We start from the raw sequence: 21,251 nt of genomic DNA, 5'->3' as shown, positions 1-21,251 counted from the left end.
GCGGCCCCTCTCAGCGCGCCGCCGGCGCGCGGTTCTCGGCACTGACCATCCACGCGAGCTGCTCGAGGCGCTCGAGGACCGCGTGCAGGATGTCGGCGCTCGTCGGGTCCTCGTCATCCACCTCGTCGTGCACGTCGCGGCAGGTGCCGATCGTGGCCTCGAGACGTTCGGTGATGAGGTCGATGACCTCGCTCGTGTCGATCTCTCCCTGCGGGAACTCCGGCAGCGTGGTGGTCTCGGCGACCGTGTCGCTGCGGCCGTCCGGGAGGGCGTGCAGCGCCCGCATCCGCTCCGCGACGGTGTCGCTGAACTCGCGGGCGGCGTCGATCACCTCGTCCAGCTGCAGGTGGGTGTCGCGGAAGTTGCGGCCGACCACGTTCCAGTGCGCCTGCTTGCCCTGCAGCGACAGCTCGATCAGATCGACGAGCACCTTCTGCAGGTTGTCGCTGAGTTTCTGGGATGCGGTGAACCCGCTCTCCGCGTTCTGCTCCTCGGTGAGTCCGGCTCCTGCTCCACCCTTCGCGGGGCGGCGGCGGTTGCGCGTGGTGCTCGATGCTTTCGTGGCGGCCATGTCGTCCTCCTTCGTCGTCGAGGACGGGTCGTGCCCGTCGCTCGGTGTCTGACGGATGCGACGCTAACCCCGGCGCTGCACACGCCGGCGGGGGTTGTCCACCCCGCCGCCGGTTGCTAGCGCTCGTGCGCCCGACGGCGCTTAACCCGACCGCGCGCCGCATGCAAGCCTGCCCCCGCGGCGCGGGAGGGCGCCTAGCGTGACTGACGTGCCCCGGCCCTCCTCCGACCTCTCGTCCTACGCCGCGATCGGCGACGGACGGACGATCGCTCTCATCGATCGCCGCGGCAGCATCGACTGGCTGCCGCTGCCCAACCTCGACTCCGTGCCGGTCTTCGCACGCATCCTCGATGCCGACAACGGCGGATGCCTGGAGATCACGCCGGTGGGCGAGTTCGAGGTGCGTCGTCGGTACGTCGCGCGCACGAACGTGCTCCAGACGACGTTCGTCACTCCGACGGGCACCGCGCGACTGACGGACGCGATGGTGACGGGCGTCGCCGGGCGTCTTCCCTGGGCGGAGCTGGCGAGGCGAGTGGAGGGCATCGACGGCGAGGTCGCCTTCACGTGGCGCGTGCAGCCGGGGACCCGTCTGAACACGGCGGCTCCCTGGGCGGAGCAGCGCGACGGTGCCACCATCCTCCGTGTCGGCGAGACATCTCTGGCCGTGGTGGGTCAGGGACATGGCACGCCGACCACCGTCGATGACGGCGCGGGCCCGCGGGTCGAGGGATCCTTCACGACCTCGCCCGACTCGCGCCACCTGCTCGTGGTGGTCGCGACCGACGGCGAGCCGCTTCACCTGCCGCATCCGGAGAACGTCGACCGCAGCATCGACCGGACGATCGAGGGCTGGCGCGCCTGGTCGCGGGAGTTCGGCTACGACGGCCCGTGGGCGGCCACCGTCCAGCGCAGTGCGCTCGCCCTGAAGCTGCTCGTCTACTCCCCCACCGGAGCCATCGCCGCGGCCGCGACCACCTCGCTGCCGGAGAACCCGCGCGGCGGCAAGAACTGGGACTACCGGTTCGCGTGGGTGCGCGATCTGGCCTACACCGCGCACGCGCTCGTGCGCTTCGGCCTCCGAGAGGAGACGCACGCTGCGATCTCGTGGCTGCTGCGCACCATCCGCGACAACGGGCCCGACCTGCACGTGCTGTACACGCTGCGCGGCACGCTCGCGCAGAACGTCACGGAGCACGAGGCGCCGGGCTGGCGCGGGATCGGCCCGGTGGTCACCGGCAACCCGGCACACGGGCAGCTCCAGCTGGGGGTCTACGGCGACCTCTTCGCCATCTGCCGCACCTACGTGGATTCCGGCAACGTGCTGGATGTCGCCACCGGTCGCATGCTCGCCGCCATGGCCGACCGCACGTGCGACGAATGGCGACAGCCGGATTCCGGGATGTGGGAGCTCCCTGAGATCCGCCACTACACCTCCTCGAAGATGGGCTGTTGGCAGGCGCTGCGCGATGCCGTGGTGCTCGCCGAGGCGGGCGCGATCCCGGGCAGCGCGGAGCGTTGGGCGTCCGAGCGGGACCGCATCGCGGCGTGGATCACCGAGCACGGCTGGTCGGAGGAGATCGGGGCGTACGTCATGCATCCGGGCTCCACGGATGTCGACAGCTCGGTGCTCCTGCACGCCGAGAGCGGATTCGACCGCGGCGAGCGGATGTCACGCACGATCGACGTGCTCACCGAGCGGCTCGGCGCCGGAGACCTGCTCTATCGCTACACCGGGATGGACCAGGAGGAGCACACCTTCGTCGCCTCCGCGTTCTGGCGTGCCGGCGCGCTCGCGTGCGTGGGACGCCACGACGAGGCCGTCGCGGCCATGGACGACCTGGTCGCCCGCGCCAACGACGTGGGCGTCTTCGCCGAGATGATCTCGGAGCACGACGGCTCATCGTGGGGCAACATCCCCCAGGCGCTCAGCCACCTGGCGGTGATCGGCGCCGCACTGACGATCCGCGACCTCGTCCCCGAGGAGGAGCTCGATGGACACTGAACCTCGCGTCTTCCGCCGCCTCGACGCGATCCTCGTCGAGAGCATCTTCTGGGACGACCGCACCGACCAGCTCGTCTGGGTCGACATCACGCGGGGCACGATGCACCGCGCGCGGCTGGAGGACCCGGAGGACGGGTCCCGCGACACCCTCGTGCGGCTGCCGGCGCCGGTGAGCGCCGTGCAGCCCGCCGCATCCGGTGGGTTCGTCGCCGCGTTGAAGGATCGTGTCGTGGTACTGGATGCGGACGGCACCATTCGGCGGACCGTGGCCGTGCTGCCCCACGCGCACGCGGGAATCCGCAGCAACGAGGCCAAGGTCGACCCGTTCGGGCGTTTCGTGGTGGGAGCGATGAACGTGACCACCGGCGAGCCCGATGCGGGTCTGTACCTCGTCGAGCCCACGGGCTCGGTGCGCGTGCTCCGCGGCGGGTTCGGCGTGGCCAACGGCTTCGAGTGGTCCGACGATGCGCAGACGATGTACGTCACCGACACGGCCACGCGGACCGTCTACCGCGGCGCGTACTCCCCGGGCCCCGAGGCACTCGGCGAGCTGACGCCGTTCCTGATCGGCGAGGACTCCGACGGTCTCGCCCTCGACACCGACGGACGGTTCTGGAACGGCGTCTACGGTGCGGGGCAGGTCGTGCGGTGGAGTCCCGACGGAGGCGTCGAGGCCCGCATCCCGATCCCCGCACCGCAGGTGACCTCCGTCGCCTTCGGCGGGCGGGCGCGGAACCTGCTGTTCGTGGGGACCGCTCGCGAACAGCTCACCGAGCAACAACTCGTCGCCGCACCCCTCAGCGGATCGATCTTCGTGATCGACACGGACGCCGAGGGGCGCCCGGTACACACGTTCGGACCGATCCCGTCCGACGGGGAATGAAAGGACACCCACATGGATCTCGGCATCGCAGGCAAGAAGGCTCTCATCACCGGGGGCGACTCGGGCATCGGCTTCGAGACCGCGAAGCTGCTCCTCGCCGAGGGGGTGACGGTCGTGCTCACCGACCGCGATGCGGACAAGCTGGAGGAGTCCGCCGCCGAGCTCGACGCACCTGAAGGCCGACTCCACGCGTTCGCCGCCGACATCACCGACCCCGCATCCGTGGCGGAACTGCACCGCAAGACGACGGATGCGGTGGGCGCGATCGACATCCTGGTGCAGTCGGCGGGCATCACCGGCGCGCAGGGGCTCTTCCACGAGATCGACGACGAGGGCTGGACGTCGACGATCGAGACCGACCTGCTCGGGCCGGTCCGCGTCATCCGGGAGTTCCTCACGGACCTGCGCTCCGGCGGATGGGGGCGCCTGGTGCTCCTCGCCTCGGAGGATGCGGTGCAGCCCTACGACGACGAGCTACCGTACTGCGCGGCGAAGGCCGGCATCCTGGCCCTCGCGAAGGGGCTCTCACGCAGTTACGCCTCCGAGGGGCTGCTGGTCAACGCCGTCTCCCCGGCCTTCATCCACACGCCCATGACCGACGCGATGATGCAGAAGCGCTCGAAGGAACGGGGCGAGTCGTTCGACGAGGCGATCGCGTCGTTCCTCGACCAGGAGCGGCCGTACATGGAGCTCGGTCGTCGCGGCGAGCCGGAAGAGGTCGCGTCGGTGATCGCGTTCCTCTGTTCGGCGCGCGCCTCCTTCGTCAACGGCTCGAACTACCGCGTGGACTCGGGGTCGGTCGCCACCATCTGACGCTCAGTCGTCGGCGGCGCCGGAGTCGGCGAGGTCCTTGCGCAGGAAGACCTCGTCGGCGCCTCCGGCGCCGCCGGCGGCCTCCGCGACCACATATCCCTGACGCTCGTAAAGGCGGATGTTGGCCTCGCTCAGCCGGCCGGTGAACAGTTCCGCCGTACGGGCGCCCGAGCGTCGTCCGCACGCCTCGACCGCGTCCAGCAACGCGGACCCGATGCCCTCGCCCTGCTGGTCGGGCGCGATGGCGAGCCGCCCGACCAGCAGCACGTCGCCGTCGATACGCGCGCGGATCGCGCCGACCATCCTCCCGGAGCGCCGTGCCACCTGGCCGAGATTGTCCCGCAGCTCGTAGGCGACCTCCTCGAGCGTCTGGGTGAACACCGGCATGTCCACGTCGCGGTAGATCAGCGCCTCCTGCACGAAGGCCGCACGCTGCAGGGTCAGCACCTCTCCGGCATCCTCGGGCGCGATCGGTCGGATGTCGATGTCGTCGGCGCTCATGCGTTCTCCTGTCGGTCGAGGGTCCCCACCATCCTGCGCGGACGCACCGGGGCCGGGCCAGCTATGTGCTGACCCGGCCCCGGTGGTGTAGGACGCTCCCTAGCCGCAGGTGGTCGACGGCACGAGCGCGCTCTGCGTCGTCGTGCGCCCGTCGGCGGCTTTCGCCGTCACCGTCACGGTCTGCGCCGGCGTCGCCGTCAGCCGGGTCGTGAAGGCTGCCGATGCCGAGGCGCCGGGAGCCAGCGTCAGCACCTTGCTGCCGTAGGCGCCGACGATCGTCGCCGTGATCGTCGACGGATCTGTGTTGACGACCGCGACCGAGTGCACGACCTTACCGGCCAGACACTTCGCGGCGACGGTGGTCGTGAACGCGACACCGAGCGACACCGTCGCCGAACTCGACACGCTCACGCGTCCATCCCGGTATCCGTCGTAAGTGGCGGTGACGGCACCGACCTGGGCGGGAACCTCGATCGAGGCCACCCCGTCGGCGAGGGTCGCGCTCTGGCTCCAGCCGCCGCCGGCGAAGGTCACCGTGCCGGCGACCTGACCGGCGTCCGCGGCGACGACGTGCGCCGTGGCGGTGCGGCCGGAGGCGGTGAGCGTCGTGGTCGAGGCGACGGCGGCCACATCCGTCCATCCGTGCAGAGCCGTCAGGACGGCCTGCGACACGTTGACGAAGGAGCCGTGGCGGGGGCTTGCGGGCAGACCGCCCACCGGGCGGACGTTCCAGTCGGCGCGGCGCGAGAGGCGATCGTCGCGGTTGCTGCTGGCGATCTCGTCACCGGTCGTGACGAATGCGCGGTAGCCGCCGGAGCCGTAGTTGTCGACGAGGAAGACGTACCCGTCGTCGTCCGCGGTGTTGTTCGGGTCGCCGTCGTTGAGCTTCACGATCTGCGGTCCCTCACCCGCTTGCCCGGTCTCGAGGCTGGTCATGGCGGTGTCGATCAGCTGCCAGCCCGTCTCCGGGTTCGCGTTCCAGTCCGAACGGGTGGTCTTCGCGGTGAGCACCTTGGACCGCTCCAGGAAGATGTCCTTTCCGCGTTCGAGACCGTCGGCGGCGCCGCCGTCCTCGTTCTTCGTGAACCGGTAGTAGTAGTCACCGATCTTCTGCACCGTCGAGTCGATCCGCGCGTAGCCGGTGTTCTGCCACTCGGCGGGCGGGTAGGTGAAGGTGCGGAAATCGCGGGTGAGGACGGTGAAGACACGGGCGTGCAGGTTGTCGTTGTTGGTCTTGGACGCGTCCGAGTACAGCCGCGACGAGAAGTGCACGACGTAGGACTGCAGCTCGTCATCCCAGTACGCCTCGGGCGCCCACGTCATGCCTGCGGCCGGCTGGTTGACCGTGATGCCCGTGTTCGCGTCGTTGGTGCGCTTCCAGTGCACCATGTCCGTCGACTCCCACACCTCGATCTTCAGGCTGCCCTCGGACTGGGCGGGACCCCAGCCGGTACCGCAGCTGATGCAGAGGTCGGTCGCGACCATGTAGTACTTGTCGCCGTCCTTGGACCGCAGCACGTACGGGTCGCGGAGGCCCTTCGTGTCGGTCGTCGACGTGATGACCGGGTTTCCGCCGTTGACCGCGGAGAAGGTGAAGAAGTCGTTCCCGCTGGTGGCGGCCTGATAGATCTTCTCGTCGCCGTCGGACTTGAAGTAGGCGGCCGCGTAGCCGGCGTCCGGTGCCCACCGACCCTGCTCGGCGACGGTGACCTGGAACGTGCGCTCTGCGGAACGGCCGTTCAGCGTGGCCGTCGCGGTGAGCGTGACGCTGCGATCACCCGAGCCGTATGCCGGCCGCGAGACGATGCCGCCGCCCGCGTACGGGTCCGCCGAACCGGCCGCCGGCGCCGTGTAGGCCGGGTCGGTGGCGGTCACCAGGGCCGGGTCGGACGAGGTCCAGGTGAGGGCGGCGCCGTTGACAGCGCCCTTCGTCGCCAGCGGCAGGTTCTCGGTGGTGCGCGTCGCCAGCACGATCGCGTCGAGATCGCTCGATACGGAGGGGGCGACGACGGTGACGTCGAAGGTCAGCGTGCCCAGCGAGCTCGTGGCCGTCAACGTGACGGGGGTGTCCTGGGCGATGGAGCGGGAGACCACGCCGGTCGTGGACACGATCTGCGGCGAGGATGAGGCCCAGGTGAGCGCGACGCCGTTGACCGTGGCCGCGAGCGTCAGGTTCGTGGACACCCGGTCGAGCGAGGGGTTGGCTCCCAGCATCGTTGCGAGCACGTCGCCGCGGAGCAGCGCGGCGGTGGCAGCGCTCTTCTCCTGGGCGGTCGGCATGCTGGCGCGCACATCGTCCGCCGTGAGCGCTGTGTCCCAGAACTTCACGTCAGAGACGTCGGCGCGCAGCAGTGCGTCGCCCTGGTAGAGGGAGCGTCCGAGATATCCGAGGACGTTGCCGCTCGGGATGATCGAGCTCAATGAGCGGGTGTGGGTGAGCGTCGAGATGACGGCGCCGTCGCGGTACAGCGTCAGCGTGTTGCCCTGGCCCACCATCGTGAGGGTCGTGAACCCGGGGTTCAGCCCGCCGCCGGCCGGCATACGCGTCTCGCCGTTGTCGCTTGCGGACTTCACGCGGATCGCGGCGAGCGCCTGGTTGACGTAGCCGCCCTGCGACGAACGCGGGCTCAGGAAGATGTGGTTGCCCAGCTGGGTCGTGTTCCACGGACCCACGCCGTCGCCGATGACCCAGCCGAAGTGGTTGGCCGCGGTCTGCGTGGCGACGGTGTACTCGACGGTGAAGTCGTTGTCGGTGCCGGTCACGAGCCCCTTGGGCAGCGATGCGTAGCCGTCGGCCCGGAAGCGCAGCACGGCGTCGCCCGCCGCATCCGCGAACGACGCGTCGGTGAAGCCGGTGAGTGTGGCGTTGCGGCCGTTGCCCGACACATCGATCAGGGACTGGCCCTGGTGGGACATGTCGTAGTGAGCCGTGGGGGCCGGGATCTCCGCGGCCTGTGCGGCGAGGGGGACGCCGAGACCGGTGACGGTGAGCGCTGCGCCGAGCACGGATGCGGCGAACGCGCGGGCGCGCCGACGGTGCCGTGTCGGGGTGACGGATACGGGCGGGGAGTTTCTCGTCATCGAGAGTCCTGTTCGTCTCGAGCGACCGGGCCGCGTCGCGGCCGACGTCGCGTCGGATGCGGTGTTCAGTTGTGGATCCGCCCGCGTGCGGGCGCGACACGGCGTCGGAGCGGGCCGGGCGCCCGCCCCGACGCCGTGTCGGGGTTCATCTGCGTCGTCTGGCCGTCAGCACGCGCTGCAGGAGCACGAAGACGAGGAGGATGCCGCCGGTGATGATCGTGAGGTACTCGGGGCGGATGGTGCCGTCCTTCGTGATGATCATCCAGAGGGTCGCGAGCACGAGCGATCCGACGACCGAGCCGAGCACGTAGCCCGCGCCGCCGGTCAGCAGCGTGCCGCCGATGACGACGGCCGCGATCGCGTCGAGCTCCCAGCCGATGGCCGTGACGTTCTGGGCCTTGCCGCCCACCTCGGCCGTGTAGACGACGGCGGCGAGGCCTGCCAGCGCACCGCTGATGATGTAGATCGACACCCGGGTGCGGGCGACCGGGAGTCCCATCAGCTGCGCCGACGATTCGGCACCGCCGATGCCGTAGATCGTGCGTCCGGAGCGGGTGCGGTGCAGGAAGAAGAACGCGCCGATCACGACGAGCACGGCGATGAAGAACCCGGGCGTGAGCACGAGGTCGTTCACCTTGGGGCCGTCGATGAGCTTGAAGTCGGTCGCCAGCAGCAGGATCGGCGAGTCGTCGGGTGCCTGGACGGGCACGGTCGACAGGATCGACGCGAGCCCACGGGCCAGGAACATCATGGCCAGCGTGGCGATGAACGGCTGCACGTTGAAGTACTGGATGAGCACTCCGGAGACGAGGCCGAACATCGCGCCGAAGACGATCATGAGCACGATCGCGAGCCACCCGTTCACGCCGATGTCCATCAGCATGACGCCGGCGACCGAGGTGAAGGCGACGACCGCGCCGACCGAGAGGTCGATGCCGCCCGAGAGGATGACGATCGTCATCCCGACGGCGAGGATGATCGTCGGCGCGAAGCTGACGAGCAGGCTCGACATCGTGCCCATGTGGAACACGCGGCCGTAGGCGAGCTCCGCGTACACGAGCATGGCGATCAGCAACAGGACCGCCGCGAGCGACGGGATCACCGACTGGCTGCGCCCCCAGATGCGGGCGAACCCGCGGGAGGGGACCTTGTCGAGGTCGATGGACGAGGTCGAGACGGACGCGCTCACGCGACGGCCTCCTTTCGGGAACGGGTGCGTCCGAGTCGCAGGACGTAGCCCCGCACCCGCTCGGACTGCAGGAGAACCAGCACCACGATGACGATCGCCTTGAAGGCGGGCGTCGCCGCGGCCGAGATCCCGAGGAAGAGGACGGTCTTGTTGAGCGTCGCGATCAGAAGGGCGCCGACCGTGGAACCGAGGATCGAGAACTTTCCGCCCGCCAGCGATGTCCCCCCGATCACGACCGCGAGGATCGCGTCGAGCTCCATCTGGTAACCGGTGCCCGAGACGTCGACCGTCATGACCTCGGAGACGGTGAACAGGCCGCCCGTGGCCGCCAGGACACCCGAGAGGATGTACACCGCGATGAGGATGGGCCGCGGCCGGATGCCGGCGAGACGGCTGGCGGCGGGGTTCACACCGATCGACTCGATCATGAGCCCGAGCGCCGTGCGTCGCATGATGACCGAGACGAGGACCACGATCACGATCGCCGCCACGAAGCTGATCGGCAGTCCGAGGATCTGCCCGTTCGCGATCTGGCGGAACGGCTCGTTGGTGGCGTTGGTGTTCTGGCCCCCGGTGATGACGCGGGCGATACCGCGTCCGGCGAGCATCATCACGAGCGTGCTGATGAAGGGCTGGAGTCCGATGACGGACACGAGCAGGCCGTTGACGAGACCGAGGACCGCACCCAGCAGGAGCGCGATGCCGATCGCCGTCAGCATGGCGCCCACCGATGTCGGCGCACCGGCCGCGGACAGGCTCTCCATGGCCGCGGCGCCGCCGACGGCCATGATCGATCCCACCGACAGGTCGATGCCCTTGGTCGCGATGACGAAGGTCATGCCGAGGGCGATCATGATGATCGGCGCGGACACGCGCAGGATGTCGAGGAGGTTGCCCGCCAGCATCCCGGTCGTCGGGTTGATGCCGAGCGACAGGTAGTTCGGGTCTTTGATGACGTTGAGCGTGAGCAGCAGGACGATGCCGACGATGCCCCAGAACCAGGGCGTGCGCACGAGCGTCTTCAGGAAGGACGTCATGAGAGCTCTCCTTCGGCGAGCGCCTCGGTCTGGGCCTCGGCCTTCTCTTCCGTTTCGGCGGCGATGATCGAGACGATGCGCTCGGCCGTCACGTCGGGTCCGTTGACGACCTCGCCGATCTTGTCGTGGTCCTTCAGGATGACGATGCGCTCGGACAGCCGGACGACCTCCTCCAACTCGGAGGAGATGAAGACGACTCCCATGCCGCCCTCGGCGAGCTCGGCGACGGTCTCCTGGATGTCGGCTTTCGCACCGACGTCGATACCGCGGGTCGGCTCGTCCAGCAGCAGCAGCTCGGGCTCCGTGGCCAGCCAGCGGCCGAGGAGCACCTTCTGCTGGTTGCCGCCCGAGAGCAGCCGGATCGGCCGGTCCGGGTCGTTCGGTCGAACGCTGAAGCGCTCCATGTAGGTCTTGACCAGCGCGTCGACCTCGCGGGCGGGCACGCGACGCAACCAGCCGCGCTTCGCCTGCAGCGCGAGCATGATGTTCTCGCGGACGCTCAGGTCGCCGATGATCCCGTCGTCACGGCGGTTCTCGGTCGAGTACGCGATCCGGTTGGCGAGCCCCGCGACGGGCGAGGCGATGTTGGCCTTCTTGCCCCGGATGCGCACGGTGCCGGAGTCGGCACGGTCGGCGCCCACGATGAGCCGGGCGAGCTCGGTACGGCCGGCGCCGAGCAGACCCGCGAAGCCGACGACCTCGCCCCGGTGGATCTCGATGTCGGTCGGGTTCAGCGCGCCCTTGCGACCCAGCCCCTGCGCGCTGTAGACGGGGGTGTCCGTGCGGTCGCGCTCGTCGACCTGACGGTTCGAGCCGAGCGCACGCAGCGCGTCGAGGTCCTTGCCGATCATCTTCGAGATGAGCTGCGTGCGGTCCAGTTCGTGGGTGAGGTACTCCCCCACGAAGGCTCCGTTGCGCAGGACCGTGATGCGATCGCTGATCGCATACACCTGGTCGAGGAAGTGCGAGACGAAGAGGATCGCGACGCCCTGGTCGCGGAGATTGCGGATGACGCCGAAGAGCACCTCGACCTCGGCGGAGTCCAGGCTCGAGGTCGGCTCGTCGAGGATGAGCACCTTGGACTCGGTGACCATGGCACGGCTGATGGCGACGAGCTGCTGCAGGGCGATCGAGATGGAGGCCAACGGGGCGCGGGGGTCGAGATGACCGAGGCCCATGCGCGCGAGCGCTTCGGCCGCGCGGGCGTGTGTCTTGCGCCAGTTGATCCCGAGCGCACCACGCACCTCGTGACCCAGCATGACGTTCTCGCCGATGGTGAGGTTCGTGCAGAGGTTGACCTCTTGGTAGACCGTCGAGATCCCGGCGTCCTGGGCGGACTTGGTGCCGGTCAGGCGCCGCTCGACGCCGCCCACGAGGATCGATCCCGAGTCGATCTGGTACACGCCGGTCAGCGCTTTGATCAGCGTGGACTTGCCTGCGCCGTTCTCGCCCATCAGGGTGTGGACTTCTCCGGGGAGGAGTCGGAAGTTCACGGCGTCGAGGGCCTTGACGCCGGGGAAGGTGATCGATGCGCCGCGGACTTCGACGATCGGGGGTGATTCGGTCATCACTGACGAGCTTCCTCGCTACGGGGCTGATGCCCTGGGGGGCCGGACAGAGAGCGGGGATCGCCCGGGGCGATCCCCGCTCTGCCTGCCGGCGCGGTTTAGTGCGGGCTTCCGGCGCTCAGAAGGCGAGGCCGTCGGCGAGTGCCTTGTCGGCCGCCTCGGGCGAGTCGAACGTGGCGCTCTTGACGATGATGGTCGAGTCGACCTTGTCGCCCGCAAGGGCCTTCTTGACGGCGTCGACGGCGTCGGTGCCGAAGAACGGGTTGTACTGAGCGACGAAGCTCAGGTCGCCCTTGGCCAGAGCCTCGAGCGCCCCCTTGGTGCCGTCGATCGTGGCGATCTTCACATCGGTGCCGGGCTTGAGACCCGCCGCCGTCACGGCCTGCGCCGCGCCGATGCCCATCTCGTCGTTCTGAGCGAAGATGAACTGGATGTTGTTGTTGTTGGCCTTCAGGACGGTCTCGATGACCGACTTGCCCTCGTCCGTCTTCCAGTTGGCGGTCTGCGCGCCGACCTTGTTCCAGCCGGATGCGCCGCCGAGCGCCTCGTCGAAGCCCTCGTTGCGCTCGTTGACGACCGAGAGACCCGGAACGCCCTCGAGCACGAAGTAGTTGGCACCCTCGGGGAACGCGGTGGTCGCCCACTCGCCGACCGACTTCGCGACCTGCACGTTGTCGGGCGCGATGCGGGTCACGTAGAGGTCGTCGGGAGCGTCGACACCGCGGTCGAGCAGGATGACCGGGATCTCGGCCTCCTTGGCGAGCTTGAGCGAGTCCTCCCAGCCCGACGCCTCGGTGGCGGTGAGCAGGATGACATCGACCTCGTCGTTGACGAACGTCGAGAAGGCATCCAGCTGCGACTTCTGGTCGCTCGGGCTGGCGGCCGGGGCGTACTTGAGCTCGAAGCCGGCGTCCTCGGTGAAGGCGTCCTTGATGGCCTGCTCGTTGGCGTTGCGCCAGCCACCCTCGGGGCCCACCGCGACGAAGCCGACCGTGGTGAGGTCGCCGCTGCCGCTGCCGCCGGTCGCGTCGCCGCCGGCCTCTGCGTCACCGCTCGAGCAGCCGGCCAGACCCAGCGCGAGAGCCCCCACGCCGATGAATCCCAGCATGCCCAGTGCGCGCTTGTTGTGTGCCATGTGATCTCCTCCTTGAGACTCCCCGACGCTCATCGTCGAAGAGGTGGTCCGTGTGCCCCCAGCGGGAACGTCGGGTAGCCACATTGTGCGCGCTAACAATGCGACTTCGCAACTCTTTCGGGGCGATTCGTTATTTTTCCGTTACCGCGAACATTTGTTGCGCCTAACAACGCATGGCAGCGACTCAGTCGCGCGGCGCGGACGCCGTGGACGAACGCACGACCAGGACCGGCGCGATGCGATCGTGGCGGGTGTGGTCCTCGCCGTCGATGGCGGCGATCACGAGTTCCAGAGCGAGCTCTCCCAGGGCGGAGAAATCCTGGCGGACGGTCGTCAGCGGGGGCAGGAAGTGCCGCGCATCCGGGACGTCGTCGAAGCCGACCACGCTGACGTCCTCCGGCACGCGCAGGCCCTGATCGACCAGGCCGTGCACCAGACCGAGCGCCATCTGGTCGTTCGCCGCGAAGACGGCCGTCGCACTGCCGGGGTCGAACGCCTTGCCCACCTCGTAGCCGTAGTCCGAGGTCCAGTCGCCGATGATCGCCTCGCCGGCCTCGAGGCCGGCAGCGGCCAGCGACTCGCGCCAGCCCTGCTCGCGCTCCCTCGCGTCGTACCAGTCCAGCGGTCCCGCGAGGTGCGCGATGCGTCGGTGGCCGAGCTCGAGCAGGTGGTCGACCGCCAGTCGCGCCCCGCTTCGCTGGTCGACGGCCGCGGTATGCCAGACGTCGTCGGGCTCCGCCTTGATGACGATCGTGGGCAACCCCGTGCTCTTCTGCCGCAGCAGCTCGAGCGACGATGCCCGGGGGGCGATGACACACAGGGCGTCCACGCCCTGGGTGACCAGCTCCACGACCCCTGCATCCAGCTGAGAGTCGTCGTCGTCGTCGATCGAGAACGCGCTGATCGCGTAGCCGACGTCGCGTGCGGCGGCCTCCAGGGCGCGCAGCGTGCTGTTCGGACCGAACTGCACCGGCCCGTCGACCAGCACGCCGATGCGCATCGCCCGCCGCGTGGCCAGCGCTCGCGCGATCGAGCTGCGGGTGTAGTTCATCTCCTCGATCGCCTTCAGCACGCGCTGACGTGTCGAGTCACGGATGTTGGGGTGGTCGTTCAAGACCCGCGAGACGGTCATATGAGACACGCCCGCATGTTTGGCGACGTCGTAGATGCTGGGTCGCTGCCAGCCGCGCGTCAGCTCTGACACGCACCGTCTCCGGAATCGGATGCGGGCGCCGGCTTCGAGCGGCGGACGACGATGGTGCGCAGGGCCAGGGCGGTGCCCAGTCCCAGAAGCAGGGTCGCTGCCCACAGGACCGGCTCCATCGACGCCAGACCGCTGGCGGCCAGGGAGCCGACGCCCTCGACGCCGGCGCCGCATCCGCTCGCGCACTCGATCGGGGTGATCTGGACGCTGACGCCGACGCTGCCCGGATCGGCGTCGACATCGGCCGCGTACGCGGGCGCGGTCGCCGCGGCAGCCGCGAGCGCACTCATGGCCGTGGTCAGCACCGCGCCCCAGCGCTTCATGATGCTCCCACCCGATCGGTCATCTCGTTGCGTCCCTCTTCACGCCCTCGTCGGAGCGCGTCGTCGATCATGGCGGAGATCCGCCTCCGGGACCGTGATCGTCGCCACAGGATAGCCCAGACGACGAGACCCGCCCCCAGCAAGATCGCCAACTGCGGCCACGGTACCGCCCAGATCGCCACGTCGGCGGAAATCGGAGCCATGGTCGCATCCGTGTCGGAGAGGGTCAGGACCTCCGGCGCGAGCGTCACGGTGGCGCTCAACAGAACCCAGGGCCACACCTCGTCGACCGTGACGGTGATCTCGCGACGGTCACCGGGCAGCAGCTCCTGCGCCTGCTGGCCCGGAGCGGGGAAGGCGACGCTTCGTCCGCCGACCGACACCGTGCCGGCAGCCGCGAGGCGCGTGTTCCCCTCGTTCACGACCTCGAACGAGACCTGCGCCTCCCCCGGGCGCAACGGGTTCCACGACAGGCGGTAGTCGCCGGCGAGCGCGTCGAGCGAGGCCGCCGGGGTGATCTCGCCCGTCACCCGCGTCAGCACGCGGAAGCCGACCCTGCTCTCGACCCCGACGCTCGCCCCTCCCGCGCCACTGCCCGCCGAAAGAATGGATGCGGTCACGCCCGCTGCATAGTCGCCGGGCTCCGCACGCTCGGGCACCGCCATCGAGAACGGGACGACCACGCTCTCGCCCGCCGGGACGGTGACCGCGTCGGGCACCGTGATCCACGTACCTGCCGCGCTCGACGCGGCCGCATCCGCGAGGATGTCGAAACGGCCCGTCTGCGTGAAGAAGCCGTCGGCGGCCGTGATCCGGAAGGTGATCTCGTGCTCACTGAGGTTGCGCACCGCGAAGTACTCGTCCACGTGCTCCCCCGGCGCCAGCTCGTGTTCGACGGCGCGCCGCCCGTCCGCCCCCGCGGCATCCGCGGGCGCGACCGACCAGCGGACGGGATCGTCATCGGCCGCGGCGGCCGCGACAGGGGCGAGGGGCGCGAGCAGGGCCGCGAGAGCGGCGACGGACAGCACCGACGCCCTGATCGCGGACGGCGGGGTACGGAAGCGTGGGAACACAGCGGTCATCCTGGGGGAAGGGGCGGAGGAGCCGTCGCCGGCTCCTCCGCATGGGGCATGCGCGAGGCGGGGACGCGACCTCAGGAGAGCTCCTCCCACAGGGTGAGGGTGATCGTGCCGGAGTAGCTGCCCGGCGTGACGTCCTTCGGAGTCTTGAGCAGCAGATCGGCCGTGGCCTGCCAGGTGCCGGCAGCGCTCTCGGCATCGAAGGCGATCGCGAGGAACTCGGCATCCACGAGCCCGACGTTGTTGGGGCCGCCATCCAGCACGGTGTCGACGTCCGGACCTTCCGCGACGTCGGCGCTCTGCGTCAGCAGCTTCGGCTTCCAGCCCAGATGGCCGGGGGCGATCGAGGCGTCGCCGGACGCCAGCGCGCTCGCCTGGCCCGTCACGTACCAGGCGGAGCCGGACGGGATGGTGTCGCGATCATCGGTGACGGTGACGGTGGGCAGCGTGCCTTCGAAGACGCGCTGGTCGGGGTCGGCGGACTCCCCCTCGGTCAGCACGGCGGAACCGGGAGCGACGCTCAGCGTCAGAGCGCCGGCATCGGGCAGCGCCGCGATGTCGACGGTGACGTCGACGTCGTCGTTGCCGATCTCGTCCGCGACGGCCGCTCCCGCGGCGCCGATGAGGAGTGCGCCGCCGACCAGGCCGACGGCGGTCCGGGCGAGAAGGCCTTTCTTCATGGTGTGTCTCCGATCTCCGGCGAGGCGACAGCGCTCAGCCGAGTTCCAGGACGGCCGGACTCTCCGGTCGCCAGATTGCCCGAGAGGGATGCGGCCGCAGCCGGATGCCTCCCGGTGAAAGAGGCGCTCTGCCGCCGCGCGCGGTCGCGACGTCGGGCCGGGGGCCGGCGTTCGCAGCGAGCATCGTGCACCTTTGCTGTGACCCGACGATGGGTCACTCACTCGTTCTTCGACTTGATCAGGTCGTCATCGGCGCACGTCACAACGCGCGCAAAGGATTGCGGAGGCGTCGAGCGGGATGCGGATACGCGACATCGCGTGTTAGCGGTACCAATGACTTGTGCTCGATGTTAGCGCGAACGCATGGTCTGTCAAGCGCGGCTGCACCGCCCGCTCTCGGCGAACCCCGAGCATCGCGGCCGCCCGTCCCCGTACGCTGATGCCATGACGCACTCTGCCGATTCCTCCGACAGTCATAGTCCGCGCGCCCGGGTGACCCCGGGCGTCTGCCTGCACATCGAGGAGGTCGGCCGTTGAACGGCGACCTCCTTCTCAATATCGCCCTCGTCATCGTCTTCGTCCTCATCGGCGGCCTGTTCGCCGCCACGGAGATGGCCCTCGTCACCCTGCGCGAGAGCCAAGTCAACGCCCTCGCAGCACGGGGCAAGCGCGGTCGCAAGGTCGCCGATCTCGCCCGGAACCCCAATACGTTCCTCTCCGCCGTGCAGATCGGCGTGACGGTGGCCGGTTTCGCCTCGGCCGCCTACGGCGCCTCGTCGATCGCTCCGTCTGTGACGCCGCTGTTCGTGTCGCTCGGACTCGCCGAGTCCGTCGCGGCGACCGTCGCGACGATCGTGCTCACGCTGGTGATCGCGTATCTCTCGCTGGTGCTCGGCGAGCTCGTGCCCAAGCGCCTCGCGATCCAGCGCAACGCGCAGTTCGCCTACGCCGTCGCCCCGGTCCTGGGCGGATTCGCGCGATTCATGCGTCCCGTCATCTGGCTGCTGTCGGTGTCGACGAACGCCCTTGTCCGCCTGCTCGGCGGCGACCCGGACAAGACCGCCGACGAGCTCACCGACGAGGAGCTTCGCGACATCGTCTCCAGTCATGAGGGCCTGCCGGAGGACGAGCGCCGCATCCTCGACGACGTGCTCTCGCTGCGCGACCGCCAGATCAGCGAGGTCATGCGACCGCGCCCCGAGGTGATCGCGCTCGATGCCCACGAGCCGGTCGAACAGGCCGCGGCGCGGGTGAAGGACCTGCCGCACTCGCGGTACCCCGTCATCGACACGTCGATCGACGACATCGTCGGGTTCGTCCACGTGCGCGACATCTTCGACGCCGCCTCCGCATCCGGCAGCGGCGAGCTGGTCTCCCTCGCCCGCGAGATCCCCTACCTCCCCTCCTCCGCGCGCGTGCTGCCGACGCTCACGGGGATGCGGGCGCAGGGGCATCACATCGCCGTCGTGGTCGACGAGTACGGCGGCACGGACGGCATCGTCACGCTCGAGGACCTGGTCGAGGAGGTCGTCGGCGAGATCTTCGACGAGTACGACACGGATGCTGTCGCCGCAGCCCTCAGCGCCGAAGGCGGCGCGGTCGACGGCCGGCTCAACCTGCAGGACTTCGAAGAGGCGACCGGCATCGCCATCCCGCGCGGCAGCGCAGACACCGTCGCCGGCTACGTGGTCGAGCGGCTCGGACGCCTCGCCCGCGTGGGCGATGTCGTCGAGGTCGACGGCGCGACGATCCGCGTGAGCGCGATCGATCGACGCCGGATCAGTGAACTGCACGTGACCCGCGCACCGGCTTCCCTCGAAGAGATCGCGAACTGATCGCCCTGGCGGGGGCCGAGGCGCCCGGCCCCCGCCAGGTGATCTACCGTTGTAGAGGCAGGATCCGCGCACCCGAAGCGCGCCTGCCAGGAAGGAACCCGTGAGGATCGCATCGTCATCGGACTGGCGGCAGAACATCCCCTTCGAGACACCGCTGCTGGTCGCCGACATCGCCCCGGGCGAGCCGGGGCGCTGCGCCTCCTGCCCCTCCGACGCGCCCGCGCGGGAGCGGACGGAACTGTGGGCCGTCAAGCATCGCCACCCCAACAACCACGACGGATTCGTGCGCTTCTACTGCGCCGAGCACCGCCCCGAGCCGCCCCGCGCGCCCGCGCCCGCGGCGCCCGCGGTGCGGGCGAAGCGCAGCACGGCCCGTCAGGCCGCGCCCGCCCGCACGAGCACACCCAAGCCCGTGATCCCCGAGCGTGTCCGCGCCGTGTGCCCCACCTGCTTCCTCGAGGCGAACGCCAACGGCGTGTGCGGCATGTGCGGCGAGCAGATCGCCTGAGCCCGCTCAGCGAACGCGCAACGCTGCGGGCTCGACGCTGACCGCGAAACCGGTCACCTCGCCGACCTCTTCGCCGTCGATCTCGAACGCGCACGGCTCGGACAGCTCGACGCTCAGCCGCCGGGCCTGCGCGTGCCGCGCCGACTCCGTGCTCGTCGCCGAACGCTCGCGATCGAACAGGCGGAGGATGCCGTTGTCCCACATCGCGGTGCGCAGCGTCTCGAGCCAGTCGCCGACGCCGGCCGCGCTCATCACGAGCACATCGAGCAGCCCGTCGTCGAGCTGAGCGTCCGGGAAGAGGGTAACCCCGCCCTGGATGGCGCCGCAGTTGCCCACGAGCAGCGTGTGCGCCTCGACACTCTGCGCCGGCTCGTCATCCAGCGCGAGCCGGACATCGATCACGCTCGATGACGACAGGGCGCGTCCCATCGCCGCGACGTAGGCGAGCCATCCCGCCTTCGACTTCAGGTCGTCGTCGGTCTCGGCGAGCATCTGGGCGTCCAGGCCGAAGCCCACCATCACGACGAAGGCGTGGCGCTCGGTGCCGCGCTCCCGCGTGAGATCGACCCAGCCGATGTCCATCGAGCGGGATTCCGACGTCAGTGCCCGGCGCATGGCGGCCGGCAGACTCAGCAGCGGCACGCCCAGATTGCGTGCCAGCAGGTTGCCGGTTCCGCGGGGCACGATGCCGAGCGCGACATCCGTTCCGGCGAGCCCCTCCGCCACCGCGCGCACCGTGCCGTCGCCGCCCGCAGCGATCACCAGATCGCATCCGGCTTCGATCGCGGCGCGTGCGGGGCCCTGACCCGGATCCTCGGGGGTCGTCTCGAACCACTCTGGCTCGGCTTCCGCGCTGACACCCGCCCACGCGCGCGCGAGATCCTCGCGCTTCGTCTTGCTCGGGTTGTAGACGACGGCGGTGCGGGATGCGGACATGCACACATGCTCTCACCCCGACGCGACGCACGGCTCCGCTTGCACGACGACGCGAAAGACGACGCTTTCCCGGCGGAGCCGTGGAAAACCCACAACACCGGCCGCGCGAAAGCGCGACGTGAACTGTGGAACCTCGGAAATGTTGTGGTCTGACCTTTCAATTTCATCCGAGAACATGAACAATGAAGACATGACCCGCCCCGGCTACAGCGCGATCTCCAGCTACTCGCGCGTCCAGATCCTCCACGTTCTGCAGAAGCGCGGACAGCGCACGGTCGCCGAGCTGTGCGAGGCGACCGAACTGCATCCGAACACGGTTCGCGAGCACCTGCAGCGCCTGCTCGACGGCGGCTACATCGTGGCCGAGACCGAGCACCGCACGACCCGCGGCCGCCCGCGCGTGCTGTACAGCACCACCTCGGACCGCCAGGGCATCAGCGTCATCTCGCAGCGCAAGGTGCGCGAGGCGGCGCAGCGCGGAGACCTCATGCGCCGCATCATGCCGTGGACGAACGTGTCGGACACCGGGCTCACGCCGGATGCCGTGCATCAGATCGACGCCCTCGTCGAAGATCTCGGCGATGCCGGCTTCGAGCCGATCGTCGACGAGGCCGAGCTCACCGTCGACATCTCCCCCTGCCCCAACGCGGGCGCGGATCCCGACCACCGCGAGACGCTGTGCGATGTGCACCTAGGGCTCATGGACGGCGTTCTCGCCGAGGCCGGAGGCCCGCTGCGCGTGGACAAGATGGCCGCATCGTGCGACCCGCGCAACTGTGTCGTCAAGCTCATGCTCGCGCAGCGGGTGACGCTACCGGCATGAACGAGCGGCCCTCAGCCGCCGATCGCGTTCATTCCCCGCGACGGCTGCAGGAACGAGGGGTCATCGATGGCGTGCCCCGCGAGCTTGCCCGCGATGCACGAACGCAGCATGGCGTCGACCTGTGCGTCGGAGGCACCCCCGCGCAGCAGCGGCACGAGGTCGTACTCGGTCGTGGAGAACAGGCAGTTGCGCAGCTGCCCGTCGGCGGTCAGCCGCATCCGGTCGCAGTCGCCGCAGAACGGCGCCGTGACCGACGCGATGACGCCCACCGTGTGCGGTCCGGCATCGAGCGTCCAGCGTTCGGCGGGCGCGCCGCCGCGGCCCGGGACAGGGGTCAGCTCCCACCGACGTCCGAGCGCTTCGAGGATCTCTTCGCGGGTGACCATCTGCGATCGGTCCCAGGTGTGGCCCGCATCCAGCGGCATCTGCTCGATGAAGCGCATCTGCGCGTCGTGCGCGACGGCGAACTCGACCAGGTCGACCAGTTCGTCGTCGTTCACCCCGCGCATCGCGACGGCATTGAGCTTGAGCGGGCGGAGCCCGGATGCGGCGGCCGCGGCGATCGCCTCCCGCACCTCATCGAGTCGGTCGCGGCGCGTGAGCTCGGCGAAGCGATCGCGCCGCAAGGTGTCGATGGAGATGTTCAACCGGCTCAGTCCCGCCGCAACGAGGTCGGGCAGCAGCTCCGGCAGGCGGATCCCGTTGGTGGTCATCGCGATCGCGACCGGTCCCTCGGGGGATTCGATGCGCGCCAGGCGCGCCACGACGTCCACGATGTCGCGGCGCAGCAGAGGCTCACCGCCGGTCAGCCGGAAGGTGGTGATCCCGTCGGCGGCGGCGACGCGGGCGACGCGTTCGATCTCGTCGGTGGTCAGGATGCTGTTACGCGCGAGCCACTCGTTGCCCTGCTCGGGCATGCAGTACGTGCAGCGCAACGAGCAGCGGTCGGTCAGCGAGATGCGAAGGTCCCGATGCACCCGGCCGAACGCGTCGACGAGCGGATCGCCCTGCCGCTGCTGCCCCGCATCCACGGGCGGTGTGCGGCGCAGCTGGAGCGGAATCGCCGTCATCCGCTCACCT

General features: G+C 69.6%; 19 protein-coding genes. 6 read left to right on the top strand and 13 right to left on the bottom strand.

All coding sequences use genetic code 11. From position 1 onward, the window contains the following. Positions 1-10 precede the first annotated feature (10 nt). Entirely contained in the window at positions 11-571 is a 561-nt protein-coding gene (locus tag QE374_RS13165; protein ID WP_137417759.1) for a Dps family protein, read from the bottom strand. A 208-nt stretch (positions 572-779) separates the two neighbouring features. Between QE374_RS13165 and QE374_RS13160 the strand changes: the two genes are divergently transcribed. The 3 genes from QE374_RS13160 to QE374_RS13150 are packed head-to-tail and all read left to right on the top strand — an operon-like array spanning position 780 to position 4,272. Next, entirely contained in the window at positions 780-2,576 is a 1,797-nt protein-coding gene (locus QE374_RS13160) for a glycoside hydrolase family 15 protein (RefSeq protein WP_309735559.1), read from the top strand. Then, complete coding sequence (locus tag QE374_RS13155; RefSeq protein ID WP_309735557.1) at positions 2,566-3,459, top strand: SMP-30/gluconolactonase/LRE family protein; 894 nt, start codon at positions 2,566-2,568, stop codon at positions 3,457-3,459. Before QE374_RS13160 ends, QE374_RS13155 begins: the two co-directional genes overlap by 11 nt. A 12-nt stretch (positions 3,460-3,471) precedes the next feature. Next, complete coding sequence (locus tag QE374_RS13150; protein WP_309735555.1) at positions 3,472-4,272, top strand: SDR family oxidoreductase; 801 nt, start codon at positions 3,472-3,474, stop codon at positions 4,270-4,272. A 3-nt stretch (positions 4,273-4,275) separates the two neighbouring features. Here the strand turns inward: QE374_RS13150 and QE374_RS13145 are convergent, their stop codons facing one another. The 10 genes from QE374_RS13145 to QE374_RS13100 all read right to left on the bottom strand — a co-directional run bounded on the left by QE374_RS13145 (position 4,276) and on the right by QE374_RS13100 (position 16,069). Next, the gene (locus tag QE374_RS13145; protein ID WP_309735553.1) at positions 4,276-4,773 is read right to left on the bottom strand and encodes a GNAT family N-acetyltransferase; all 498 of its coding nucleotides are present in this window, start codon (positions 4,771-4,773) and stop codon (positions 4,276-4,278) included. Between the two features lie 99 nt (positions 4,774-4,872). After that, positions 4,873-7,854, bottom strand: a complete 2,982-nt coding sequence (locus QE374_RS13140; RefSeq protein ID WP_309735551.1) for an immunoglobulin-like domain-containing protein — start codon at positions 7,852-7,854, stop codon at positions 4,873-4,875. Positions 7,855-7,999: 145 nt separating this feature from the next. Continuing rightward, complete coding sequence (locus QE374_RS13135) at positions 8,000-9,043, bottom strand: ABC transporter permease subunit (RefSeq protein WP_309735550.1); 1,044 nt, start codon at positions 9,041-9,043, stop codon at positions 8,000-8,002. Beyond that, a complete protein-coding gene (locus QE374_RS13130; RefSeq protein ID WP_309735547.1) occupies positions 9,040-10,080 on the bottom strand; it encodes an ABC transporter permease in 1,041 nt (346 codons plus the stop codon). The genes QE374_RS13135 and QE374_RS13130 overlap by 4 nt, the downstream gene beginning before the upstream one ends. Continuing rightward, positions 10,077-11,648, bottom strand: a complete 1,572-nt coding sequence (locus tag QE374_RS13125) for a sugar ABC transporter ATP-binding protein (RefSeq protein WP_309735545.1) — start codon at positions 11,646-11,648, stop codon at positions 10,077-10,079. Before QE374_RS13125 ends, QE374_RS13130 begins: the two co-directional genes overlap by 4 nt. A 118-nt stretch (positions 11,649-11,766) precedes the next feature. Next, the gene (locus QE374_RS13120; RefSeq protein ID WP_309735543.1) at positions 11,767-12,783 is read right to left on the bottom strand and encodes an ABC transporter substrate-binding protein; all 1,017 of its coding nucleotides are present in this window, start codon (positions 12,781-12,783) and stop codon (positions 11,767-11,769) included. Between the two features lie 184 nt (positions 12,784-12,967). After that, positions 12,968-13,987, bottom strand: coding sequence for a LacI family DNA-binding transcriptional regulator (locus tag QE374_RS13115; protein WP_309735542.1), 1,020 nt, complete (start codon positions 13,985-13,987; stop codon positions 12,968-12,970). Further along, the gene (locus tag QE374_RS13110) at positions 13,975-14,310 is read right to left on the bottom strand and encodes a hypothetical protein (protein ID WP_309735541.1); all 336 of its coding nucleotides are present in this window, start codon (positions 14,308-14,310) and stop codon (positions 13,975-13,977) included. Before QE374_RS13110 ends, QE374_RS13115 begins: the two co-directional genes overlap by 13 nt. Continuing rightward, complete coding sequence (locus QE374_RS13105) at positions 14,307-15,383, bottom strand: hypothetical protein (RefSeq protein ID WP_309735539.1); 1,077 nt, start codon at positions 15,381-15,383, stop codon at positions 14,307-14,309. The genes QE374_RS13110 and QE374_RS13105 overlap by 4 nt, the downstream gene beginning before the upstream one ends. Positions 15,384-15,463: 80 nt before the next feature. Next, positions 15,464-16,069 carry a hypothetical protein gene (locus QE374_RS13100; protein WP_309735537.1) on the bottom strand — a complete coding sequence of 202 codons (606 nt, stop codon included), beginning with the start codon at positions 16,067-16,069 and terminating at the stop codon, positions 15,464-15,466. Between the two features lie 533 nt (positions 16,070-16,602). Between QE374_RS13100 and QE374_RS13095 the strand changes: the two genes are divergently transcribed. Then, the gene (locus QE374_RS13095) at positions 16,603-17,904 is read left to right on the top strand and encodes a hemolysin family protein (protein WP_309735535.1); all 1,302 of its coding nucleotides are present in this window, start codon (positions 16,603-16,605) and stop codon (positions 17,902-17,904) included. Positions 17,905-18,004: 100 nt separating this feature from the next. Continuing rightward, positions 18,005-18,412 (top strand): glucose-6-phosphate dehydrogenase, encoded by a 408-nt coding sequence (locus QE374_RS13090; protein ID WP_309735534.1) that lies wholly within the window; start codon positions 18,005-18,007, stop codon positions 18,410-18,412. A 6-nt stretch (positions 18,413-18,418) separates the two neighbouring features. On the opposite strand, the gene QE374_RS13085 is transcribed toward QE374_RS13090, so the two are convergent. After that, positions 18,419-19,348, bottom strand: coding sequence for a diacylglycerol kinase family lipid kinase (locus QE374_RS13085; RefSeq protein WP_309735532.1), 930 nt, complete (start codon positions 19,346-19,348; stop codon positions 18,419-18,421). Positions 19,349-19,538: 190 nt separating this feature from the next. On the opposite strand from QE374_RS13085, the gene QE374_RS13080 reads away from it, so the two are divergent. Continuing rightward, positions 19,539-20,171 carry a metalloregulator ArsR/SmtB family transcription factor gene (locus QE374_RS13080; RefSeq protein ID WP_137417775.1) on the top strand — a complete coding sequence of 211 codons (633 nt, stop codon included), beginning with the start codon at positions 19,539-19,541 and terminating at the stop codon, positions 20,169-20,171. 11 nt (positions 20,172-20,182) lie between these two features. Here the strand turns inward: QE374_RS13080 and moaA are convergent, their stop codons facing one another. After that, positions 20,183-21,241 (bottom strand): GTP 3',8-cyclase MoaA, encoded by a 1,059-nt coding sequence (gene moaA / locus QE374_RS13075; protein ID WP_309735528.1) that lies wholly within the window; start codon positions 21,239-21,241, stop codon positions 20,183-20,185. Positions 21,242-21,251: the final 10 nt, after the last annotated feature.

The organism is Microbacterium sp. SORGH_AS_0428, from assembly GCF_031453615.1.
Taxonomy (GTDB): Bacteria; Actinomycetota; Actinomycetes; order Actinomycetales; family Microbacteriaceae; genus Microbacterium.
Note: the sequence above shows the minus strand (reverse complement) of the source record. Positions and strands in the feature narration are given on the sequence as shown.